Origin of the sequence: Flavobacterium galactosi (assembly GCF_048158585.1) — a bacterium.
Classification (GTDB): domain Bacteria; phylum Bacteroidota; class Bacteroidia; order Flavobacteriales; family Flavobacteriaceae; genus Flavobacterium; species Flavobacterium galactosi.
This window is the reverse complement of record NZ_JBLNKV010000009.1, coordinates 84893-106536: the sequence shown is the minus strand read 5'-3', so window position 1 is coordinate 106536 and position 21644 is coordinate 84893. Positions and strand designations below refer to the sequence as shown.

Genomic DNA, 21644 nt, shown 5'->3' with positions numbered 1-21644 from the left:
ACTAAACTTTATTTTTAGAGATAAAACCACCTTTCTCATCAAATAATATGTCATAAGTTTTTATTTCAGCTTCGAAAATAATTTTACCTTTTAGGTTAATTATTTTTGCTGCTTCTTTAATTCTTGCATTTTTAAAATTCACATTCAAATAGTCTAATGCATTTTTAGGCAATTGATTGATTTGGATTTCCACTTCAGTTTCAACAATTTTTCCATCTTGACTAAATAGTACAGAATTATCCACTCCATTTATATCAAAACTCGCTTCATAATTATTTTCTTCTTTATCCCATTTTATTTCCTTGGCATTAGAATATTTTTGATGTAAAGCAGTCTTGATTACTTGTGGGACATTTTTTTCTTTGACTTTTTGCCCAAAAGAAATAAATGACAATATACTTAAAGTTACAACCATTGCTAATTTTTTCATCGCTATTTAATTGAAAATTTATAATAGCCAAAGTTGTAAACCAATTTTGAAGAAATATTGAATTTTTAGAAACGTATCTCAAAAACGTGAAGATTATTTTTGAAATTATAAATAAGCTTCCATTGGTTGTTATCGGCAATTGTTTTAATTATTGATAATCCCAAACCATTTCCTTTTGAGGAAGGATTGACTTTAGAAAAACGTTCAAATAACTTTTCCGTAACTAATGATTTTGATATACCTGTATTAGAAAAAATTAATGAATTTTTATCCAATACTACATTAATATAACCATTTTCAATATTATGATTTATAGCGTTTAGGAATAAATTACTTATCAATACTTCTGATAAAAATTGGTTGATCCTTACTGAAATATTGGGTTCTAATGCTATATCTATTGTGATGTTTTTGGCAAGTGCCTGTTCTTTAAAAAAGGCTAATTGATTGTTTATGGTTTCATTTAGAACAACATCATCCGGAATGTCAAAATACTTACTTTCAATCTTGGATAAAAGCAATAAATTTTTATTTAACCGGTTTAGTCTAGTGGTTGTATTATTTAAATCATCAAGTATTCCAAATTGTTCTTCAGTAAAATCTGAGTGTTGCAATAATGTTTCCAACTTCCCTTTGAAAATGGCTATTGGTGTTTGGAGTTCATGAGCGGCATTTTCTATGAATTCCTTTTGGCTCTTATAGATAAGCGTATTCCTTTCAATCAATTTATTTATAGCTTGATTCAATCTATTAAACTCCTCTATGTCGTTAGATGTTAAATGTGGATTAGAATTTTTATCGATTTCAAATTTTTCAATTTGATCTAAAGTTTCATAGAATGGTTTCCACAGTGTAAGTGACAATCTTTTTGTAATAATAAAAAGACCAATTAGAAGCATTATAACAATAATTATAAATAGTATAACGACACTAATAATTAAATCTTTGTTTTCCACCAAATTTGTTCGGGCAAAAAAAGTATATTTTTTCCCTTTGATTGTGACCGGTGAAACAAGAACTCTGTAAGGCTCTATTTCAACATCTAAAGTATCGTAATAGTTTTTATTATAAAAAGTGTCGTCCTTTAAATTTTCCTGAACGTTATTAATTTTTACATTTCTATTCAATTTATTCCAAACTTTAATATCACTTTCTTCTAATCGTGGAATTGAATTTCTAACAAATTCTTTTTTTTGAAGTAATAAGCCGTCCTCGGTTTCGTGTACATATAAATATTGGGTTACAAAATAAAATAGAGGAGCTACAAATAACATAACTACCAATGAAAAGGATAAATAGTATTTTAAAGTTTTATGTAATAGTTTTCTAGTCATTATCCCATTTGTAACCCATTCCGTAAACTGATTTTATGTAATCATTGCTTCCGGCATCGTTAAGTTTTTTCTTCAAATTTTTAATATGTGCATAAATAAAATCGTGGTTGTCCAACATATCAGCCATATCGCCAGAAAGATGTTCAGCGATAGCACTTTTTGACAATACTTTATTTTTGTTGCCAATTAAAAATAATAGCAAATCTATTTCTTTCTTGGTAAATTCAATCTTCTTGTTGCTAATTTTCACGGATTTTGCTAAGGTATCAATCTCAATTTCATTGAATTCAATTTTATTATTTCCGTTGAATTTTTTTCTTCTTACCAATGCCTGAATTCTTACCAAAAGTTCAGAAAGATGGAAAGGTTTGGTGAGATAATCATCAGCTCCAAGATTAAATCCTTCGATTTTGGTTTCTAGTGCTTCTCTAGCTGAAATTATAATCACTCCATCTGATTTGCTTAATAATTTTAACTGTTTCAATATATCAAAACCATCACCATCAGGAAGCATTAAGTCTACTAAAACACAATCATAATCATACATAGCAATTTTATCTAATGCCGTTTGATAGTTGTTTGCTGTTTCACAATGAATATCATTCGTTTTTAGATACTCTTTTATACTCGTTGCTATATCGATTTCGTCTTCAATGATTAAAATTTTCATATCGCAAGTTAGTAATTCAATTTTGAAGGAAAATTGAATTTGTGGATTTTATCAATATAAAGCTGTAAACATCATAAATCATTAAATACTCGAAATTTGATAAAATAGAAATTTTAAGCTTTGCGGTAAAACCGTACCGTCTAATTTGTTTAGCGGTCTCATCATTGGATTCAATTCTTACATGGGGTTTTTTAGCCTCCACAAAGAATTTTCTTTCTGAAAAAAGCCGAAAGTATAATCCGGTTTTTTAGAATGTTCCGAAGTATTTGATTTTAATGTTTCTTCAAGAATGACTTCTCTTTCATTGGTCGATTTACCCGCATGATTCTTTATATCCCAGTTGAGTAATTCAAACAGTGGATCTAAGAAATCACTACGTAATAATGTTTCGTTATGTTTATCTGACAAATAATATTTTCTATCAGACTGATGTTTTTCTATTAGCTGATTAATTGTCATTAGCTTTCCTATCTTTCAAATATTTAAATCTCTTTTTTGCAACTATTAGTGCTTGTTCGCCTAAGTCCTCGCCTTGAATGTCAGACATGATTTTTTCACATAGAAATAATATTAAAAGCTCGTCAGAATTATATTGGTAAATTTCTGCTAGTTTTAAAATAGCCCCTTTTGTTAATCTCCGTTCACCACGTTCCATTTTACTTAAAATGGCCACATCGATATCTAACATTGCCGCAATTTTCCGTAAGGGAAGATGTTTTGCTTCTCTCAGTTCTCTGAGCTTTTCTCCTAAAGTTTCTGTTGACATATTTATATTTGACACTTAGTGTCAAATTTATTAAATGTTATACTGGGATATATTAAGATTTTAAAACTTTATCAACATGATCGTACTGTGTCTAATCGTATTTAAACAGCAACTTATGCCTGGCAATGTTAATAACATTACATAATTAAAATTTGGGACAGTGTCATTAAAATACTGGATATGCATATATTTAGTTCTCTCTATTAGCAAACTGTTCTTTTAAATATAGGATTTCCTTTTCAAGTTTTTCTAGAATTAATAAACTATTGTCAGAGTCGAAGGATGCTTTCTTATTTAGTTTATCTCTTAATTCAATCATCTGCCGGCCAACTGTCTGCTGCTCGGTTATTGCATATTCTTCAGTCTGTTGTACCGATCGATGCCCGAGCATTTCTTTCACAATATGAATTGGTACATCATTTGCCAGTGTAACTGTACTGCCAAAAGTCCGTCTTGCCTTATGAGTATTTAATATACAAGTAATCCCGCACAGATCAGCAATTTCTTTTAGGTAGGCATTCATTTTTTGATTTGATTTTACTGGAAGAACACTTCTTCTGCTAAGACAAAGCGGATGGTCTTTGTATTTTTCTATAATTTCAAGAGCCTTGGGCAGCAATGGAATATTTGTTTCTGATTCTGTTTTTTGGCGGTCAGACATAATCCAGTATTCGCCATCAATGCCTATCTTGATGTCTTCTTTCTTAAGTTGGAACGCATCAATGTACGCGAGGCCAGTGTAACATTGAAAGATAAATACATCGCGTATAACAGTCAATCTTGGAGTAGAAAAAGTATGGTTCTCAATCTTATGCAATTCCACTGCTGTTAGTGGTTTTTTCTTAGTTTTTGTCTTTTTTCCTTTAAATTTCTTGAAAGGGTCTTCCTTAATAATCTCTTTATCAATTGCTCGTCTTACGATTTTTCTAAAATTTGTAATGTACTTTAATGCAGTATTATTATTACAACTCTTTACCGTCTTAAGATAAAATTCATAATCTTTTATAAATTCATAATTCAAGTCCCGGAATTCCATGTCTTCCAAGTTAAATTTGAACAATAGAAATTCCTTTACATGTTTTTTTGATATTTCAAAACGTTCATGTGTTCCAATGGCATATTCGCCCTTGTCTACAAGCGCTAATAATTCGTTATTATGTTTAAGGAATTCTTCAAGCACTTTTACCTTTGAGGCTACTCGTCCTAGAATAAAATCTATTATCTTTTGGGAAGTAATAAAATGCTCTGAATAAACTAAATCATTTCTGTACTGGTTGACTTTAGTCTCAATTGTAGTAAGAAAAAAATTAGTGGTCCTGGCATCTTCTTTTGTGCCTATAGCTCTTTCTGCTTTTTGATCCCATCTGGTGATATCCCATTTACGTTTGGTAGAAGTTTCCTTAGGGATCCCATCAACGGTTATTCTTAGGTAAATATACCTGAGATTGCTTTTTTTTCGTGGAACCTTCAAAAAGAAGGTTAACCCAAAACTGCTTTCTAACATAATTCAACAATTTAAATGAGTAAATGTCGAATTATAGCGTCTTAAAATCAAGTCGTTAACGTAGTTTACATGTTGATTATCAATCATTTAACCTCTATTCCGTGGCACATTTTTTCTAAATTTATAAGTGCCATAAAAATGCCATGTAATTTCGAGCGTTTTTGAAAATTTTGGAGAAACTGGTATAAATAAAAATACCTGCAAATCCGAAATTTGCAGGTATTCTTTAAGATTGTGGAATTTTATAATATTATTCCTGAAATAGGTGGTGGGCGATGAGGGGTTCGAACCCCCGACCCCCTCGGTGTAAACGAGGTGCTCTGAACCAGCTGAGCTAATCGCCCTAGTACAATTTAGATTTTTTCATTTCCTTATTGCGAGTGCAAATATACAGCTAGAAATCGTATTTACAAGTGAAATATTAAAAAAATAAAATAAAAAATAGCAATAATTCTCTTTCACTCTCTCTAATAGCACTTTAAATGCAGGATGAAACCATACTATTTTTTTGTATTAAGTTGTTATAGTCTTACATTTGTGGCATAAATTATAAATAATGGCAAGGTTTAAAGAAAATGATTTACCAAAATCAAAAATTACCGCAAGTTCTCTCAATAAAGCAACTTTAATATTTCAATATGCAGGAAATCATCGTTGGAAATTTTATGTAGGTTTGGTTTTTTTATTGCTAACGGGTGCAACCGCACTGGCTTTTCCTAAATTAATGGGGATGCTTATCGATTGTGTGAAAAATAAAGATAATGCACAGGCTAACTATATCGCCTTGGGATTAGTTGTTATTTTATTTTTTCAATCTATTTTTTCCTTTTTTAGATTGTCTTTATTTGTCAATTTTACGGAACATACGTTAGCAAATCTTAGATTAGCGCTGTATAGTAATCTGGTAAAGTTGCCGATGTCATTCTTTTCACAAAAGCGTGTAGGAGAATTAAATAGTAGAATCAGTTCTGATATAACCCAAATACAAGACACCTTAACTTCCACTATAGCCGAATTTTTAAGGCAATTCATTTTAATTATTGGCGGTGTGCTTTTATTAGCAAATGAAAGCATCAAATTAACATTGTTAATGTTATCCGTAGTGCCACTTGTGGCTGTTGCTGCAGTTATTTTTGGACGATTTATCAGAAAATATTCAAAAAACGTTCAAGATAAAGTTGCCGAAAGTCAGGTTATTGTTGAAGAAACCATGCAAGGAATTAGTATTGTCAAGGCGTTCGCCAATGAATGGTATGAAATTGCCCGTTATAACGGGAAAATAAAAGAAGTCGTTAAAATAGCCATCAAAGGAGGAAAATACAGAGGATACTTTGCTTCATTCATTATTTTTTGTCTTTTTGGAGCTATTGTTGCCGTAGTTTGGTTTGGCGTTCGCTTGAGCATTAGCGGAGAAATGAGCGTAGGACAATTGATTTCTTTTGTATTATACTCCACATTTGTTGGCGCTTCTTTTGGAGGAATCGCTGAACTTTATGCCCAAATCCAAAAAGCGATCGGTGCAACCGAAAGAGTTTTTGAATTATTAGATGAAACTCCTGAAAAAATTAATTCAATTCAAAATGCATCCTACACCAATAAAATAAAAGGTAATGTTACTTTCAAGAATGTAGCGTTCAGTTATCATTCGAGAAAAGAAATAAAAGTGTTGAAAGATGTGAGTTTCACAGCTAATTATGGGCAAAAAATAGCTATTGTAGGTCCCAGTGGAACAGGAAAATCGACTATCGCTTCTTTATTGTTGCGTTTCTATAATATTGATAGCGGGGAAATATTGGTTGATGGGAAAAATATTTACGATTATGATTTAGAAAATCTTCGTGGAAATATGAGTATTGTTCCTCAAGACGTAATTTTATTTGGTGGAACCATAAAAGAAAATATTGCCTACGGAAAACCAGATGCTACTGAGGAAGAAATTCTTTTGGCTGCAAAACAAGCCAATGCTTTAAATTTTATTGAAGGATTTCCTGAAAAATTTGAGACTGTTGTGGGAGAGAGAGGAATTAAACTTTCTGGTGGACAAAGACAACGTATTGCCATTGCGAGAGCATTGCTGAAAAATCCAAGTATTTTAATTTTGGATGAAGCCACCTCTTCATTAGACAGTGAAAGTGAAAAACTAGTTCAGGAGGCGTTAGAAATTTTGATGCAAGGAAGAACAAGTATCATTATTGCGCATCGTCTTTCTACTATACGAAGCGCAGATCAAATTTTGGTTCTTGATAATGGGAAAATTACGGAACAAGGAACACATCAGGAATTAATTACTTTAGAAAACGGAATGTATAAAAACTTAAGCAATTTGCAGTTTAGCAATTCTTAATTTTAATTTAATAACATAAAAAAACCATTTGTACTCAAATGGTTTTTTTATGAAAATTTTATAGGCATTAAACGAGAAATAAGCACTAAAAACCGTATTCTATTTTCCTTTTCTTCTATTGCGTTCCGCTTTTATCATTGATAACTCCCGACTGGTTTGTCCAGCAACTGAAGTGTTTTCTTCGGCACGACGAATCAAGTATGGCATCACGTCTTTCACGGGACCAAAGGGCAGGTATTTAGCAACATTATAACCATTTTCGGCTAAATTATAGCTGATATTATCACTCATTCCGTACAATTGACCAAACCAGATTCTGTCATCGTTGGTTTTAATACCTTTATCTTCCATCAATTCCATTAGCGTATAGGTACTTTCCTCATTATGGGTTCCTGCAAAAACTGACATCGCATCTAAATGGTCAACCATGTAGCGAACAGCAGCATCATAATTTTCATCTGTAGCCTCTTTTGAAGCGCATATTGGTGACGGATAACCTTTCTCTTCTGCACGTGCAATTTCTTTTTCCATGTAGGCACCACGAACTAATTTCATTCCGATTAGAAATCCTTCTTTTTTGGCTTGCTCCTGCAATTTTTTCAAATAGTCCAAACGATCCCAACGATACATTTGCAACGTATTGAAAACTATTGGTTTTTCTTTATTGTATTTGCGCATCATTTCGGTAACTAAATCATCGGCCGCATCTTGCATCCAGCTTTCTTCACCATCAATAAGAAGGGCAACATTTTTTGAATGGGCATCTTTACAAACCAAATCAAAACGCGCCACTACTCTACTCCATTCCGCTTGTTCTTCGGGAGTTAACGTTTGTTTTTCTCCTAATTTTTCATACAATTCAAAACGCCCAAACCCCGTTGGTTTAAAAACTGCAAAAGGAATTGCTAAGCGCTCTTTGGCAAACTCAATTGTTTTTAAAGTCATATCAAGTGCGGCATCAAACTGATCTTCCTCTTCTTTTCCTTCTACAGAATAATCCAATACAGATGAAACACCTTTGGTAAACATTTTATCAACTACAGAAAGACAGTCAACCTCATTTACTCCACCACAAAAATGATCAAAAACGGTGGCGCGAATTAAACCTTCAACAGGAAGATTTGCTTTCAATGCAAAATTAGTAACCGCAGTTCCTATCCGAACTAAAGGCTGATTATCAATCATTTTGAAAAGAAAATAAGCTCTATCGAGTTCGGTATCACTTTTTAATGCAAATGCAACTTGTGTATTATTGAATATTTTTTTCATTTTTTGTGATATTTTTGTACAAATATAGATAGAGTTGAAAAAATATTATAGAAAATCATATTTAAATAATGAAAAAACACTTTAAATTATTTTTAAAACTTATTCTAATTACGAATAGAATAATCAATTGATTTAATTAAATTTCAAAATATTTTTTTTAAACCTAATTTTTAATGTAAACAGATATGAAAGCTAAAATAGATAATAATAAGTTTAATTCTCAAGATTCTAAATTAGAAAATAATTATTTTGAGGTAATCACTTTATTTTTTATAATTGGTTTTTTAATTACTGATTTTTTGCCGCAATTTAGAAGTATTGAAATTATTGGGCCCCAATATTTATACTTATCAATACTTAATATTATAATCGGAATTTTTATATATTATAATCCGTCTATAATTCCTCAAAATTTAATTTCAATCTATAAAAAAAGTTATTTAATTAAAGCCTATATATTATTTCTTCTATTTTGTGGTCTTTCCTTATTTTCAGCTGTAAATCTCTCTTTGGGTATTGTAAGTATTACAAGACTTATTATAGTTTTTTTTACACTGGTTAACTTCTCCATTTTATTATATAATAGACTAAATTTAATTTACAAAATCATCTTTCTTATTGGCATTAGTGTTTTTACTCAATCATTTCTAGAACTTTCTAATTTTGTTCAATTTTCAAAAGTAGATTCGATTTTAAATGGTTTAAGTAATTTAAAAGGAAACACTGGAAACATCAATATATTTTCAGCTAGTTTAAGTATTAAAATCCCTTTCCTGCTGATAGGAATATTACATTTTACAAAATGGAAAAAATGGTTTTTAGTTTTAGCATTATTATTGGCTACAATTCTTATTTTTTTAACAGGATCAAGAGCTGCTTTTTTAAGTCTATTCTTTGAAACAATTATTTATATTCTATTATGCTTAAAGTTAAATCCTTTAAAGCCAAAAAATATTTTAACTATTTCTTATATCATCATACCTATTATCATTTCATTTTTCATCGCAAATCTAATTTTTGAAAAAGGAAAAGGTACAGGTCGATATGAGTCTGTTTCAAGCAGAGTAAAACAAGTTGCTAATATAAAAGATGCTTCTATAAACACAAGATTACTTTATTGGAATAATGCTTTTAAAATGATTAAAAACAATCCTGTAATGGGTATAGGAATAGGGAATTGGCAAATAGAATCAATTCCTTATGAAAAAAAAATAGAAAATGATCATACTATTTCGGGACATACACATAATGATTTTCTTGAAATTACTGCAGAAACGGGTATCATAAATGGTCTAATTTATTTATCTATCTTTATTTTTGCCCTTTGTCTAAATTTAAAAAGATTTTTTAAGTCAGAAAACAGTGAAGTTAGAATAATTGCGTTACTTTCAATTTTACTTTTATTATCTTATGGTATCGATGCTACCTTCAATTTTCCATTATACAGACCAACAATGCAGGTTTGGTTTTCTTTTTTTCTTGCTTTGTCAATTATTAATACTTCAACATCCAAAGAATTTGAAATAAGTAATTTTAGGAATAAAGCCTCTATTTTTATACTAAATCTTTTCACTTTTTACGGTTTACTTTTCTTTTAAAACTTTTAAAGCAGATCAATTAGAAAATGATATTAAAGCTAATTTTTTAAAAAATGATTTTGACTTAAAAGCAGATGAAATTGTTTACAATTTGCCCAAATATCCTAATATATTTAGTACCGGAGAACCTTTTGCTACCTATGTTGGAAAATATTATATTCAAGAGAAAAATTACAAACAGGCATTAAAATTTTTAAATATTGGTTATAAAATAAATCCATATATTGGAAGAACAGAGTTTTATAAACATCTAATAGCAAAAGAAACTGGGAAAAATGACAGTGCTTATTTTTATGCCAAAAAGGCCTTAGATATTCGACCTCGAAATAAAGATTATTATATTGAGGCGATTAATACAGCAATTATTTTAAAAGATACTACAGGGATAATTAGAATTCACAATATCTATACTCAATATAACGATTATCCAGAAGTTTGGATAAATACTTCAAGTGCATTAAATCAATCAGGATATAATCATAAAAAACTGATCTCTTTTATAAGTGATGGATTAAAAAAATTCCCTAACGACAGCCTTTTAATTGAAAGAAAAAAAATATTTGAAAAAGATATTTTTGAAAATCAAGCTATTCTATTTTTTAATAATTCAAATTATGACAAAGCTTTGCAATCCTATAAAAAAGCATTGAACAAAGATCCGAATAATGTTTTTTTAATCCAAAATATAGGAATATGTTTTTATAACTTAAAACAATACTTGAATGCAATTTCGTACTTAAAAAAAACATTAATTTCTCCGAATTTAAAAGATGGAAAATCCGAATATTTATTGGGTATGAGTTACTTTTTTATTAAAAACAAAGAAAATTGCTGTAAATATTTAAATTTAGCAAAAGACAAAAATTATGGTAATGCCCAAGAAATACTGAGACAAGAATGTCAATGATTATTTTATTAAAACCATCATCTAGACTATTTTTAATAAATTAGAATAAAAACTAAATAAAGCTCAGAAAAATTTTTTATAAAAAGACAACTTGTGTTTTATTGAATATATTTTTTATTATTTGTGATATTTATGTCTAATTATTGAGCGATTTTTAAATATTATTTAGCAAAAATTACCTTATTTTGCGCTTTCAATTAATCAACAACGATGCAAACGATTCAAGCCAACAGTTATCCGATTTATTTCAACGAAAAAGGATATGAAGCATTAAACCTTCATTTAAAAGAGAATAAGTATTCTAACCTATTTATTATTGTAGACAGCAATACAAATGAGTTTTGTTTGCCAAAATTCCTACCTTTTTTAGAAACTGATCTTACTATTGAAATCATTGAATTTGAAGCAGGGGAACAAAACAAAAATATTGAAACCTGTGTTCAAATTTGGAATGTATTAACTGAACTTGGTGCTGACAGAAAAAGCCTTGTTATTAATTTAGGGGGTGGTGTTGTTACTGATTTAGGCGGATTTGTTGCTTCAACATTTAAGAGAGGAGTTGATTTTATTCACATTCCTACTACTCTATTGTCTATGGTTGATGCTTCTGTGGGTGGAAAAAACGGTGTTGATTTAGGTAATTTAAAAAACCAAATCGGGGTGATCAATGTGCCTAAAATGGTTCTTATTGATACCCAATATCTTGAAACATTGCCGCAAAATGAAATGCGTTCCGGTCTTGCCGAAATGCTAAAACACGGTTTAATCTATGACAAAGAATACTGGGAGCAATTTCTAGATTTGAAAGCCATTGATTTTGCTGATTTTGATGAATTAATATACCGTTCTGTAGAAATAAAGAATGAAATTGTTAAACAAGATCCAACTGAAAAAAACATCCGAAAAGCATTGAATTTTGGTCATACTCTTGGTCATGCTATTGAAAGCTATTTTCTGGAGAATGAAAACAAAACTACTTTATTACACGGCGAAGCGATTGCAGTTGGAATGATATTGGAAAGTTATATTTCATTACATAAAAATTTAATCAATCAGGAAGAATATTTTCAAATAAAATCAACTATTAAAACAATATACGACGACATTATTTTTGAAGAAAATGATATTAAACCTATTTTGGAATTGCTTATTCACGACAAAAAAAATGAATATGGCAACATCCAGTTTGCATTAATCGAAGGCATTGGAAACATAAAAATCAATCAATCGGTTGACAATGAATTAATTCTTAAAGCGTTTCTGGATTATAAATCTTAATTATTTTTTTTATAAAAAGGATTGCATTACGTATATAATATTTTTTACATTTGCTGCAATGAAAAAAAGTCAAAACAAGAGAAATTATAGTTCTAAGAAAAACCGAAACAATATGTCTTTTTTAAGAATATTGAAACGTTTTTATTCCATCAAAGGAAACTTTAGTTTTGATGTTTTTCAATATTTGAAAGCAGATAATGAAAAGCTTCAAATAATTTATGCAAATATCAGAGTTTGAATTTTAGATTAATTATTTTTACGCATACTTAATCTAAAATACTGAAAACTAAATGAATACAAAATATTCTGATTTAATAAATCAAACTTATTACTTTCCCCAAGAAGAGTTTACTTTAAACAAAGATAACCTTCAGTTTCACAATATCGATTTGATGAAACTGGTAGAGAAATATGGCACACCATTAAAATTTACTTATTTACCTCAAATTTCCAATAACATTAACAAAGCCAAAAGCTGGTTTCGTAAATCGATGGAAAAAAATAAATATGAGGCAAAATACTATTATTGCTATTGCACAAAAAGTTCTCATTTTGAATTTGTAATGAATGAAGCTTTCAAGAATAATATTCATATTGAAACTTCTTCTGCTTTTGACATTAATATTGTTGAAAATTTATTGGCAAATGGAAAAATCAATAAAAGCACTTATATCATTTGTAATGGTTTTAAAAGAGATCAATACATTGAAAACATAGCACGATTAGTTAATAACGGACATAAAAATGCTATTCCAATTATTGATAACTATGAAGAACTGGATTTACTTCAAGGTCAAATAAAGGGAAAATTCAAAATTGGAATTCGTATTGCTGCCGAGGAAGAACCAAAATTTGAGTTTTATACTTCAAGATTGGGAATTGGATACAAAAATATCGTTCCTTTTTATAAAAAAGAAATCAAAGAAAATAAGAAATTGGAACTTAAAATGTTGCACTTTTTTATCAATACCGGCATAAATGATAATGCATATTATTGGAATGAATTAGTAAAATGTATCAAAGTTTATGTTGCATTAAAAAAAGAATGCCCTACATTAGATGGATTAAATATTGGTGGTGGTTTTCCTATCAAAAACTCATTGGCATTTGAATACGATTATCAATATATGATTGACGAGATTATCAATCAGATAAAAATTGCCTGTGATGAAGCAGAAGTCGATGTTCCAAATATTTTTACAGAATTTGGTTCGTTTACGGTTGGAGAAAGTGGCGGCGCAATTTATCAGATTTTGTATCAAAAACAGCAAAATGACAGAGAAAAATGGAATATGATTGATTCCTCTTTTATCACAACTTTGCCAGATACATGGGCTATCAACAAACGTTTTATCATGTTAGCGGTCAATCGCTGGAATGAAACTTATGAAAGGGTTTTATTAGGTGGGATGACTTGTGATAGTGATGACTATTACAATTCAGAGCAAAATATGAATGCCATATATTTACCTAAATACAACAAAGAAAAACCGCTATATATTGGTTTTTTTAATACCGGAGCGTATCAGGAAACTATAGGTGGTTATGGTGGTTTACATCACTGCTTGATTCCTCAACCCAAACACATCCTGATAGATCGAGACGAAAATGGAATTTTAGCAACTGAGGTTTTCTCAGAGCAACAAACCTCCGATGATGTTTTAAAAATATTAGGTTACGACAAAAAATAAATACTTAATTATACAATTAGTCAATTTAAAAATTCGTTAAATTTGAAATACAAATTCAATGTTTCGGTTTTTAAATCTTTAAATTTTAAAAAATGAGCAAAGGACCGATCAGTCAGTTTATTGAGAAGCATTATCTGCATTTCAATTCTGCATCTTTAGTTGACGCAGCTAAGGCGTACGAGCAACAATTAGCCAACGGTGCAAAAATGATGGTGAGCATGGCTGGTGCTATGAGTACAGCGGAGATTGGAAAGATTTTTTCAGAAATAATACGTCAAGATAAAGTTCATATTATTTCTTGCACAGGAGCAAATCTTGAAGAAGACATTATGAATTTGGTAGCACATTCTCATTATGAAAGAGTTCCCAATTATAGAGATTTAACTCCTCAAGATGAATGGGATTTATTAGAAAGAGGTTTAAATCGAGTTACAGATACTTGTATTCCTGAGCACGAAGCATTTCGTCGTTTGCAAAAACATATTTACAAAATTTGGAAAGACGCGGATGACAAAGGGGAAAGATATTTTCCACATGAGTTTATGTACAAAATGTTACTTTCAGGTGTTCTTGAAGAATATTATGAAATTGACTTAAAAGACAGTTGGATGTATGCTGCTGCCGAGAAAAATCTACCTATTATTGTACCAGGTTGGGAAGATAGCACGATGGGAAATATATTCGCATCATATGTGATTAAAGGCGAATTAAAAGCCTCAACAATGAAATCCGGTATCGAATACATGGTTTACTTGTCTGATTGGTACCCAAAAAACAGTACTAATGGTGTAGGTTTTTTCCAAATTGGTGGAGGAATTGCAGGAGATTTTCCAATATGTGTTGTACCAATGTTATACCAAGATATGGAAATGCATGACATTCCATTTTGGAGTTATTTTTGTCAGATTTCAGATTCTACAACCAGTTATGGTTCTTATTCTGGAGCGGTCCCGAATGAAAAAATTACTTGGGGTAAATTAGATATAAAAACTCCCAAGTTTATTATTGAGTCCGATGCTACCATTGTAGCACCTTTAATTTTCGCTTATTTATTAGATTTATAGAATAACTTTATGAAAAGAGTAATAGTTGATTACGCAAAACTTACAAATGAAATTTTGAACCTTTTGGTAGAAAAATTTCCTGAAGGATATGATGACTCAAACATTATCCGTTTTAGAAATGCTAAAAATGAATTAATAGAAGCTGTCGAAGTACGTACGGAAGACACCATATATTTAGTAAAAGTCAGTACAAAATTAGCAGACAGAATTGAAAATTATGATGAAGATGATGATATCGATGCAGTTGTTGAACCAATAAGCGGTCTTGAGCTTGATGATGACGATGCAATAGAAGATGACGATGATGAGGATGAAAACCTTGATAAGCCCGATAAAGATAGTGGAGATGATGGTGACGACGATGATGGTGATGATAAAGATATATCGGACGAAGACGATGATGATGAAGATTAATACAACTCTTCGATAAAAATAAAAAAGGAACTCCCAAACGAGTTCCTTTTTTTGTTAATTTAGAATACAAATATACGCCAAAATGACGCAACAAATTTTACATGCCAAACTCAAGGAAAACTTTGGTTTTGAAAAATTCAGACCCAATCAGGAAGATATAATAAATGGTGTCCTTTCTGGCCAAGATACTTTGGCTATTATGCCAACGGGTGGTGGAAAATCAATTTGTTTTCAATTACCGGCATTAATTTTTCCAGGAATCACCATCGTTATTTCACCACTAATTGCTTTGATGAAAGATCAAGTAGATAGTCTTAAAACAAATGGGATTCAAGCGTGTTTTATAAATAGCAGCCAAACTGAAGCCGAACGTCAATTTTATATTGAAAGCTTACAATCGAATAGTATAAAATTAGTTTACATTGCACCGGAAAGTCTTTCTTATCTTGATAACATTTTCAATAGTTTAACCATAAGTCTTATTGCTATTGACGAGGCACATTGCATTTCGGCTTGGGGACACGATTTTCGTCCAGCATATACTAATTTAGGATATCTCAAAAAACGCTTCCCTTCTACTCCAATATTAGCTTTAACTGCTACAGCTGATAAAGCTACACGTAAAGACATTAGCAACCAATTAAATCTAGTAAACCCTAAAACACTCGTCGCTTCTTTTGATAGAAAAAATCTAAGTCTAGAAGTTCGTCCTGCTTTAGACCGCGTAAAACAAATTATAGATTTCATCCAAGAAAAGCCAAACGAATCAGGAATAGTCTATTGTTTAAGTAGAAAAACAACCGAAGAGCTTGCTGAAAAATTACAAAAAATAGGCATTAATGCAAAGGCTTATCACGCTGGTTTAGACAACAAAATTCGGTCTAAAACCCAAGATGAGTTCATCAATGATGATTGCCGAGTGGTTTGCGCCACCATAGCTTTTGGAATGGGAATTGATAAATCGAATGTTCGCTGGGTAATTCATTATAATTTACCAAAAAATATCGAAGGCTATTACCAAGAGATTGGTCGTGCCGGTCGCGACGGATTACCATCAGAAACGGTATTGTTCGAAAGTTACGGTGATGTTATTCAATTACAAAAATTTGCATCCCAAGGTTTGAATGCCGAAGTACAATTGGCGAAACTAGAAAGAATGAAACAATATGCAGATGCCTTAAGTTGTCGCAGAAAAATATTGCTTTCATATTTTGGAGAACTCGTTACGGAAAACTGCGGTAATTGCGATATTTGTAAAAACCCGCCTTCCTTTTTTGATGGAACCGTAATTGCCCAAAAAGCATTGTCGGCGATTATTCGTTTGCAAGAAACAGAACCGTTACCCGTTATCATTGACTTCTTGCGGGGTTCAAAAAATGCTTATATTTTTGAAAAAGAATATCAAAATCTTAAAACTTATGGTGTTGGTATTGACCTTTCTTGGTTTGATTGGAATCAATATTTAATCCAACTTATCAATTTGGGCTATTGCGAAATTGCTTTTCATCAGCAAAACAAAATCAGACTGACTGCATTTGCCAAAAAAGTCTTATTTGAAGGAGAAAAAGTACAATTGACTACAGTCCAAAAAATCAATATTGACAAACAAGAAGTCAAAGAAGTGAAAAGCAAATCTACTGTAAATTCATTATTTGATACCTTACGAAAATTACGTTACGAAATTTCAAAAGAAGAATCGGTTCCTGCATATGTTATTTTTAGTGATGCGGCTTTGCGCCAAATGGAAACGGAAAGACCTACCAGTGATCCTGAGTTACTGGCAATTGATGGTGTTGGAAAAGCAAAACTGGAAAAATATGGTGATGCTTTTATAAAAGCAATCATTGATTTTCAAAAATCAAAAGTTGTCAAAAAAAAGAAAGAAGCCACCACCTATAAAGAAACATTAGAATTGTACCAAAACGGATTATCTGTTGAAGAAATTTCTCAAAAGCGAAAATTAGGTTTAAGTACGATTATGTCACATTTAGCCAAATTATATCTTGACGGAGCTGCTATTGATTTGAACCCGTTTATTTCTAAAGAGGAAGTGTCTCAAATTGCTGAAGCACAAATAAAACTTGAATCTCCCAATGCATTAAAACCATATTTTGATTATTTTGAGGAGAAAATAGATTACGGAAAAATCCGCTTGGCATTGTCCATACTAGAAAAAGAAAACGCTATACTTTAAAAAACTATGATACAATCATTTTCCCCTTTTATAAATTCTCAGACTGAAATTTTGATTTTGGGAACTATGCCTGGTATCGCTTCTCTGGAAAAACAGGAATATTATGCACATAAAAGAAATCATTTTTGGAAAATAATGTACACACTATTGGGTAATTTACCAATATCCGAAATTTTCGAAGAAAAAATACAAGTACTGCAAACCAACAAAATTGGATTGTGGGATGTATTGGAAAATTGCGAAAGAAAAGGGAGTTTGGACATCCACATCAAAAATCATAAAGAAAATGATTTTGAAACCTTGTTCAAAGAATTCCCGGCAATCACTACAATCATCTTTAACGGAAAAGAAAGTCATAAATACTTTTTGAAAAAATTTGGACAAATAAAAGGCATCACGTATTATGTGATGCCTTCTACTAGTCCTGCTAATACAATGTCTTTTGAAAACAAGTTGAAAATCTGGTCAACCTGTTTCTTATAAGTTATAAATATCTTTCCTGAAAAACCCCTTGATGGTGTTTTTGATGACCAATAAGAATAAAACCTATTGCACGAACTGAAATTTCATTATTAGAAGCAGTTCCAATTCTTTTTAATTGTTCCTCTGAAAAACTTTTAAAAAGAAACAAATTAGAATGTCTAACCGCTGAGAGTTCCGCTAATAAGTCTTGAATATTTCTATCGTTTGCACTCGTATTATCAACATAATCATTTTCTTCAAAACCAGGTAATTGTGTTTTGTCATTTCTAGAAATTCGCAACGCACGATACCCAAAAATTCTTTCCGCATCAATGATGTGTTGAATAATATCTTTGATTGTCCACTTCCCTTCGGCGTACCTATAATCAAATTTGTCCATAGGAATATTTTGTACAAAACGAATAAAATCGTGAAGACAAATTTCCAATTCTTCAATCATTTCAACATTCCCCGCAGCTTTGATATAAGTTGCGTTAAATTCAGAATATTCACTTACAGGCAATTGATCTGTCTTCATTTTTACAATTAAGCTGAATTTCTACTTGCGTTTGTATTTCCAAAAAGAGAACGTGTTACAATTTTCTCATACACTTTAATCAAGTCTATATCTGGGTTTTTCTCTTTATTTATTTCATTAATTCTCAATAAAGCATATTGTTGTATTGTCAACAATGGCAATACAATACGCTCTCTTATTTGTATGGATGCTTTACCATCAGGGTAATTTTCCATCAATTCTTTATGACCAGCAATTTTCAAAAGCAAACGTTTTGTTTCTAAAAATTCATCATAGATTATTTGCCAAAAAACACCAAATTCAGGGTCTTTTTTCATGTAAGCTGTTAGTGGAAAAAATGATTTTGCCAATGACATCATACTGTTTTCTAACAAAGTCTTAAAGAATAAAGAGTTGTCATATAAATCTTGAACTTTATTCCATTGATCCGTATCTTCAAAATGTTTTAAAGCTGATCCTACACCAAAAAATCCCGGTACGTTTTGTTTCAACTGACTCCAAGAACCCACGAATGGAATTGCTCTCAAATCTGCAAAATCTAAACTTTCCGATTTGCTTCTTTTTGATGGTCGGCTTCCAATATTAGTTTTAGCATAATATTTCAAAGTACTCATTTGCTCCAAGTACGGGATGAATTTAGGATGATTCTTAAAACTCAAGTATTTTTCATATCCTAACTCCGCCAATTGATTCAAAATATCTTTTTCGTTACTTGACAATTCGTTTTGACCTTTACTAAAAACTTGATTGGTTACACCGGCACTTAGTAAATTTTCTAAATTATAACGACAAGAATCTAAAGTCCCAAAATTAGAACTTATCGTTTGCCCTTGTACGGTAACTTGAATCTCATTATTTTCAATGTTTGGACCTAATGAAGCGTAAAATTTATGTGTTTTTCCGCCACCACGAGCTGGAGGACCACCACGACCATCAAAGAAAATAGCTTTTATGCCGTATTTTCTGGAGATTTCCGTAAGCTCTTCTTTAGCCTTGTAAATACTCCAGTTTGCCATTAAATAGCCCCCATCTTTCGTACCATCAGAGAAACCAAGCATTATAGTTTGCTTATTGTTTCTGTTTACCAAATGTTTCGCATAAGCAGGATTTGTATACAATTTTTCCATGATAGCATGCGCATTTTGTAAATCATCAACGGATTCAAAAAGCGGAATAATATCAACAGTTGGATTTTCCCAATTACTTAAACGGAATAAAGCGAAGGTTTCCATCACATTAAGCGCACTTTCATTATTACTTATAATATAACGGTTGGCACCAAATTCTCCATTGTTTCCCTGTATTGTTTTTATAGCCTGAATCGATTCAATAGTCGACCTGGTCATTTCATCATTGAAGACATTTGGATTTAAGTCTCCATTAACATTAGAAAGAACTACAAATTTTTCTTCTTCGGATAATGCAAAATAATTTTCAGGAAAAACATCAGGATTTGAATTCAAATAGAATTCCACAACGTCATTAAATACAGCATCGTGAATTTTACTGTTTTGACGAATATCTAAAGAGGCAAAATGAAAACCAAATAAATTAACTTTAATTAAAAGTGCGTCCAACTCATCAAGATATAATGATTGATGCTGATCAATAATTATCTGTTTTATTTTTTTTAACTGTGATTTAAATTCATCCAAAGTGATGAAAATTTCTCCTCGTGAATAAAAAACAGAACGGTAAAGTTTAGATTCAAGTTCTGAAACTAAAGTATCTACACCTGAAAATGTTAACTTACGTTTTAAATTTCTCATTTCAATGTAATAACATTTCAATATAGAAGTTCTTAAACGTTCTGCAACTTTCAAAGTAATCTCTGTAGTTACAAATGGATTTCCATCACGGTCTCCACCAGGCCAAAATCCAAGTTTAATTAATGGATTTTTAATTGAATTTCCATTAAAAATATTCTTCTGAAGATAATGAACCATATCTCCCGAAGTTTTGTAAAATACATTTTCAAGGTACCAAATCAAACTTACCGCCTCATCAAAAGGATTCGGTTTTTCATTTTGAATAAAAGGAGTTTTACCCAATTGTGCCAACAATTGCTTGATATCAAGTAAATTATTTTTACGGATAGCATCCGTTAAATCATTGATAATGCCAAGTACAGCACCGGGATAAAACTGCGTAGGATGCGCAGTTAAAACCGTTCTTACATTGAAATCCTCCAAGAAATTAATCAATTCCTCTTCCTTCTCTTTTGCTTCTGATTTTTCTTTGATATCTCTTAAAGACCCTCTTCCTTCCATGTTATTTACTACAGGAAAAGCAGCATCTTCAATAGCGTCAAATAATACAATTTGGCGTTCGATATATTGAATAAAACGAAACATTAAATCAATTTTTTCTGTTTCTGAAGCGCTATGCAAATATCTTTTAGCAAAAAAATCGACTATTTCTTTAGGTGTTTCCTGTTTTTTAAAACCTGTATCACAAACATCTGTAAACAAAGGAAGTAAAACACCTGTATTATCTATAGAATCAAAAGGTAATGTAATAAAAACACTATTATAAATGTGATATTTTGAAAGAACATCTTGATTGAAACGTTCTATTTTAGGTAGCGTGTACATAATTCAGTTATAGTTGATTTAGTTAGTTAATTTTTCATAAAAAAACCCCAAGAATAAACTTGAGGTTATATTTTTAGAATATAGCGTTCAAGAATTAATTACATATTTTTAAAAATAGTATGCATTAAGCGCTTCTTATCATTTATACTTTCTTCAAGCGAAATCATAGTTTCAGTTCTGTAAACACCTTCTATATCATCGATCATGAAGATAACATCCTTAGCATGTTTAGTATCTTTAGCTCTAATTTTACAGAAAATATTAAATTTACCTGTTGTTACAGACGCAACTGTTACATAAGGAATTTCATTAATACGCTCTAAAACAAATTTTGTTTGAGATGTATTGTTAAGAAAAACACCTACATATGCAATAAAAGAATATCCCAATTTGTCATAATCAAGAACTAATGAAGATCCCATTATAATTCCTGCATCTTCCATTTTTTTTACCCTAACATGCACAGTTCCTGCAGAAATCAACAGTTTTTTTGCTATATCTGTAAACGGAACTCTTGTATTATCAATCAACATATCTAATATTTGGTGATCTACTTCATCTAAACGAAACTTACTCATATTTCTTTA

At 30.8% G+C, this 21644-nt stretch carries 19 protein-coding genes and 1 tRNA gene; 9 read left to right on the top strand and 11 right to left on the bottom strand.

Annotated elements, in window-relative coordinates:
• Nucleotide 1: 1 nt before the first annotated feature.
• From ACM55M_RS16635 to ACM55M_RS16605, 7 genes are all read right to left on the bottom strand, one after another.
• On the bottom strand, nucleotides 2-430 hold the full coding sequence (locus ACM55M_RS16635; protein ID WP_416858800.1) for a PepSY-like domain-containing protein: 429 nt from the start codon (nucleotides 428-430) through the stop codon (nucleotides 2-4).
• A 65-nt stretch (nucleotides 431-495) separates the two neighbouring features.
• Nucleotides 496-1764, bottom strand: a complete 1269-nt coding sequence (locus ACM55M_RS16630) for a sensor histidine kinase (protein WP_416858799.1) — start codon at nucleotides 1762-1764, stop codon at nucleotides 496-498.
• Complete coding sequence (locus ACM55M_RS16625; protein WP_416858798.1) at nucleotides 1757-2434, bottom strand: response regulator transcription factor; 678 nt, start codon at nucleotides 2432-2434, stop codon at nucleotides 1757-1759. Before ACM55M_RS16625 ends, ACM55M_RS16630 begins: the two co-directional genes overlap by 8 nt.
• A gap of 177 nt (nucleotides 2435-2611) precedes the next feature.
• Nucleotides 2612-2842 (bottom strand): hypothetical protein, encoded by a 231-nt coding sequence (locus tag ACM55M_RS16620; RefSeq protein ID WP_416858797.1) that lies wholly within the window; start codon nucleotides 2840-2842, stop codon nucleotides 2612-2614.
• Between the two features lie 40 nt (nucleotides 2843-2882).
• Entirely contained in the window at nucleotides 2883-3200 is a 318-nt protein-coding gene (locus ACM55M_RS16615) for a helix-turn-helix domain-containing protein (RefSeq protein ID WP_416858796.1), read from the bottom strand.
• A gap of 190 nt (nucleotides 3201-3390) precedes the next feature.
• Nucleotides 3391-4704 carry a site-specific integrase gene (locus ACM55M_RS16610; RefSeq protein ID WP_416858795.1) on the bottom strand — a complete coding sequence of 438 codons (1314 nt, stop codon included), beginning with the start codon at nucleotides 4702-4704 and terminating at the stop codon, nucleotides 3391-3393.
• A 266-nt stretch (nucleotides 4705-4970) separates the two neighbouring features.
• Nucleotides 4971-5048 (bottom strand) — tRNA-Val (locus ACM55M_RS16605).
• 212 nt (nucleotides 5049-5260) lie between these two features.
• Between ACM55M_RS16605 and ACM55M_RS16600 the strand changes: the two genes are divergently transcribed.
• A complete protein-coding gene (locus tag ACM55M_RS16600; RefSeq protein ID WP_416858794.1) occupies nucleotides 5261-7048 on the top strand; it encodes an ABC transporter ATP-binding protein in 1788 nt (595 codons plus the stop codon).
• A gap of 99 nt (nucleotides 7049-7147) precedes the next feature.
• Here ACM55M_RS16600 and ACM55M_RS16595 read toward each other — a convergent pair whose 3' ends face one another.
• On the bottom strand, nucleotides 7148-8317 hold the full coding sequence (locus ACM55M_RS16595; protein WP_416858793.1) for a proline dehydrogenase family protein: 1170 nt from the start codon (nucleotides 8315-8317) through the stop codon (nucleotides 7148-7150).
• A gap of 185 nt (nucleotides 8318-8502) precedes the next feature.
• On the opposite strand from ACM55M_RS16595, the gene ACM55M_RS16590 reads away from it, so the two are divergent.
• The 8 genes from ACM55M_RS16590 to ACM55M_RS16555 all read left to right on the top strand — a co-directional run bounded on the left by ACM55M_RS16590 (nucleotide 8503) and on the right by ACM55M_RS16555 (nucleotide 17946).
• Nucleotides 8503-9915 (top strand): O-antigen ligase family protein, encoded by a 1413-nt coding sequence (locus tag ACM55M_RS16590; protein ID WP_416858792.1) that lies wholly within the window; start codon nucleotides 8503-8505, stop codon nucleotides 9913-9915.
• Nucleotides 9916-10006: 91 nt separating this feature from the next.
• On the top strand, nucleotides 10007-10822 hold the full coding sequence (locus ACM55M_RS16585) for a tetratricopeptide repeat protein (RefSeq protein WP_416858791.1): 816 nt from the start codon (nucleotides 10007-10009) through the stop codon (nucleotides 10820-10822).
• Between the two features lie 210 nt (nucleotides 10823-11032).
• Nucleotides 11033-12100, top strand: coding sequence for a 3-dehydroquinate synthase (gene aroB / locus ACM55M_RS16580; RefSeq protein ID WP_416858790.1), 1068 nt, complete (start codon nucleotides 11033-11035; stop codon nucleotides 12098-12100).
• A 290-nt stretch (nucleotides 12101-12390) separates the two neighbouring features.
• Nucleotides 12391-13791: a type III PLP-dependent enzyme domain-containing protein gene (locus ACM55M_RS16575; RefSeq protein WP_143388376.1), complete on the top strand. Its 1401-nt coding sequence runs from the start codon at nucleotides 12391-12393 to the stop codon at nucleotides 13789-13791.
• Between the two features lie 92 nt (nucleotides 13792-13883).
• Nucleotides 13884-14855: a deoxyhypusine synthase family protein gene (locus ACM55M_RS16570; protein WP_416844416.1), complete on the top strand. Its 972-nt coding sequence runs from the start codon at nucleotides 13884-13886 to the stop codon at nucleotides 14853-14855.
• Between the two features lie 9 nt (nucleotides 14856-14864).
• Entirely contained in the window at nucleotides 14865-15269 is a 405-nt protein-coding gene (locus ACM55M_RS16565) for a DNA primase (RefSeq protein ID WP_416858789.1), read from the top strand.
• Nucleotides 15270-15351: 82 nt separating this feature from the next.
• A complete protein-coding gene (gene recQ, locus ACM55M_RS16560; RefSeq protein WP_416858788.1) occupies nucleotides 15352-17463 on the top strand; it encodes a DNA helicase RecQ in 2112 nt (703 codons plus the stop codon).
• Between the two features lie 6 nt (nucleotides 17464-17469).
• Complete coding sequence (locus tag ACM55M_RS16555; RefSeq protein WP_416858787.1) at nucleotides 17470-17946, top strand: DNA-deoxyinosine glycosylase; 477 nt, start codon at nucleotides 17470-17472, stop codon at nucleotides 17944-17946.
• A gap of 1 nt (nucleotide 17947) precedes the next feature.
• On the opposite strand, the gene ACM55M_RS16550 is transcribed toward ACM55M_RS16555, so the two are convergent.
• The 3 genes from ACM55M_RS16550 to ACM55M_RS16540 all read right to left on the bottom strand — a co-directional run bounded on the left by ACM55M_RS16550 (nucleotide 17948) and on the right by ACM55M_RS16540 (nucleotide 21635).
• Nucleotides 17948-18463 (bottom strand): DinB family protein, encoded by a 516-nt coding sequence (locus ACM55M_RS16550; RefSeq protein ID WP_416858786.1) that lies wholly within the window; start codon nucleotides 18461-18463, stop codon nucleotides 17948-17950.
• A gap of 8 nt (nucleotides 18464-18471) precedes the next feature.
• On the bottom strand, nucleotides 18472-21057 hold the full coding sequence (locus tag ACM55M_RS16545) for a phosphoenolpyruvate carboxylase (RefSeq protein WP_416858785.1): 2586 nt from the start codon (nucleotides 21055-21057) through the stop codon (nucleotides 18472-18474).
• A 98-nt stretch (nucleotides 21058-21155) separates the two neighbouring features.
• Entirely contained in the window at nucleotides 21156-21635 is a 480-nt protein-coding gene (locus ACM55M_RS16540; RefSeq protein ID WP_035672404.1) for an Lrp/AsnC family transcriptional regulator, read from the bottom strand.
• Nucleotides 21636-21644 lie beyond the last annotated feature (9 nt).

Bases quoted from the DNA above. Each gene is read 5' to 3' on its own strand.
- ACM55M_RS16635 (WP_416858800.1), bottom strand. From the start codon at position 430: ATGAAAAAATTAGCAATGGTTGTAACTTTAAGTATATTGTCATTTATT.
- ACM55M_RS16630 (WP_416858799.1), bottom strand. From the start codon at position 1,764: ATGACTAGAAAACTATTACATAAAACTTTAAAATACTATTTATCCTTT.
- ACM55M_RS16625 (WP_416858798.1), bottom strand. From the start codon at position 2,434: ATGAAAATTTTAATCATTGAAGACGAAATCGATATAGCAACGAGTATA.
- ACM55M_RS16615 (WP_416858796.1), bottom strand. From the start codon at position 3,200: ATGTCAACAGAAACTTTAGGAGAAAAGCTCAGAGAACTGAGAGAAGCA.
- ACM55M_RS16610 (WP_416858795.1), bottom strand. From the start codon at position 4,704: ATGTTAGAAAGCAGTTTTGGGTTAACCTTCTTTTTGAAGGTTCCACGA.
- ACM55M_RS16600 (WP_416858794.1), top strand. From the start codon at position 5,261: ATGGCAAGGTTTAAAGAAAATGATTTACCAAAATCAAAAATTACCGCA.
- ACM55M_RS16595 (WP_416858793.1), bottom strand. From the start codon at position 8,317: ATGAAAAAAATATTCAATAATACACAAGTTGCATTTGCATTAAAAAGT.
- ACM55M_RS16590 (WP_416858792.1), top strand. From the start codon at position 8,503: ATGAAAGCTAAAATAGATAATAATAAGTTTAATTCTCAAGATTCTAAA.
- aroB (WP_416858790.1), top strand. From the start codon at position 11,033: ATGCAAACGATTCAAGCCAACAGTTATCCGATTTATTTCAACGAAAAA.
- ACM55M_RS16575 (WP_143388376.1), top strand. From the start codon at position 12,391: ATGAATACAAAATATTCTGATTTAATAAATCAAACTTATTACTTTCCC.
- ACM55M_RS16570 (WP_416844416.1), top strand. From the start codon at position 13,884: ATGAGCAAAGGACCGATCAGTCAGTTTATTGAGAAGCATTATCTGCAT.
- ACM55M_RS16565 (WP_416858789.1), top strand. From the start codon at position 14,865: ATGAAAAGAGTAATAGTTGATTACGCAAAACTTACAAATGAAATTTTG.
- recQ (WP_416858788.1), top strand. From the start codon at position 15,352: ATGACGCAACAAATTTTACATGCCAAACTCAAGGAAAACTTTGGTTTT.
- ACM55M_RS16555 (WP_416858787.1), top strand. From the start codon at position 17,470: ATGATACAATCATTTTCCCCTTTTATAAATTCTCAGACTGAAATTTTG.
- ACM55M_RS16550 (WP_416858786.1), bottom strand. From the start codon at position 18,463: ATGAAGACAGATCAATTGCCTGTAAGTGAATATTCTGAATTTAACGCA.
- ACM55M_RS16545 (WP_416858785.1), bottom strand. From the start codon at position 21,057: ATGTACACGCTACCTAAAATAGAACGTTTCAATCAAGATGTTCTTTCA.
- ACM55M_RS16540 (WP_035672404.1), bottom strand. From the start codon at position 21,635: ATGAGTAAGTTTCGTTTAGATGAAGTAGATCACCAAATATTAGATATG.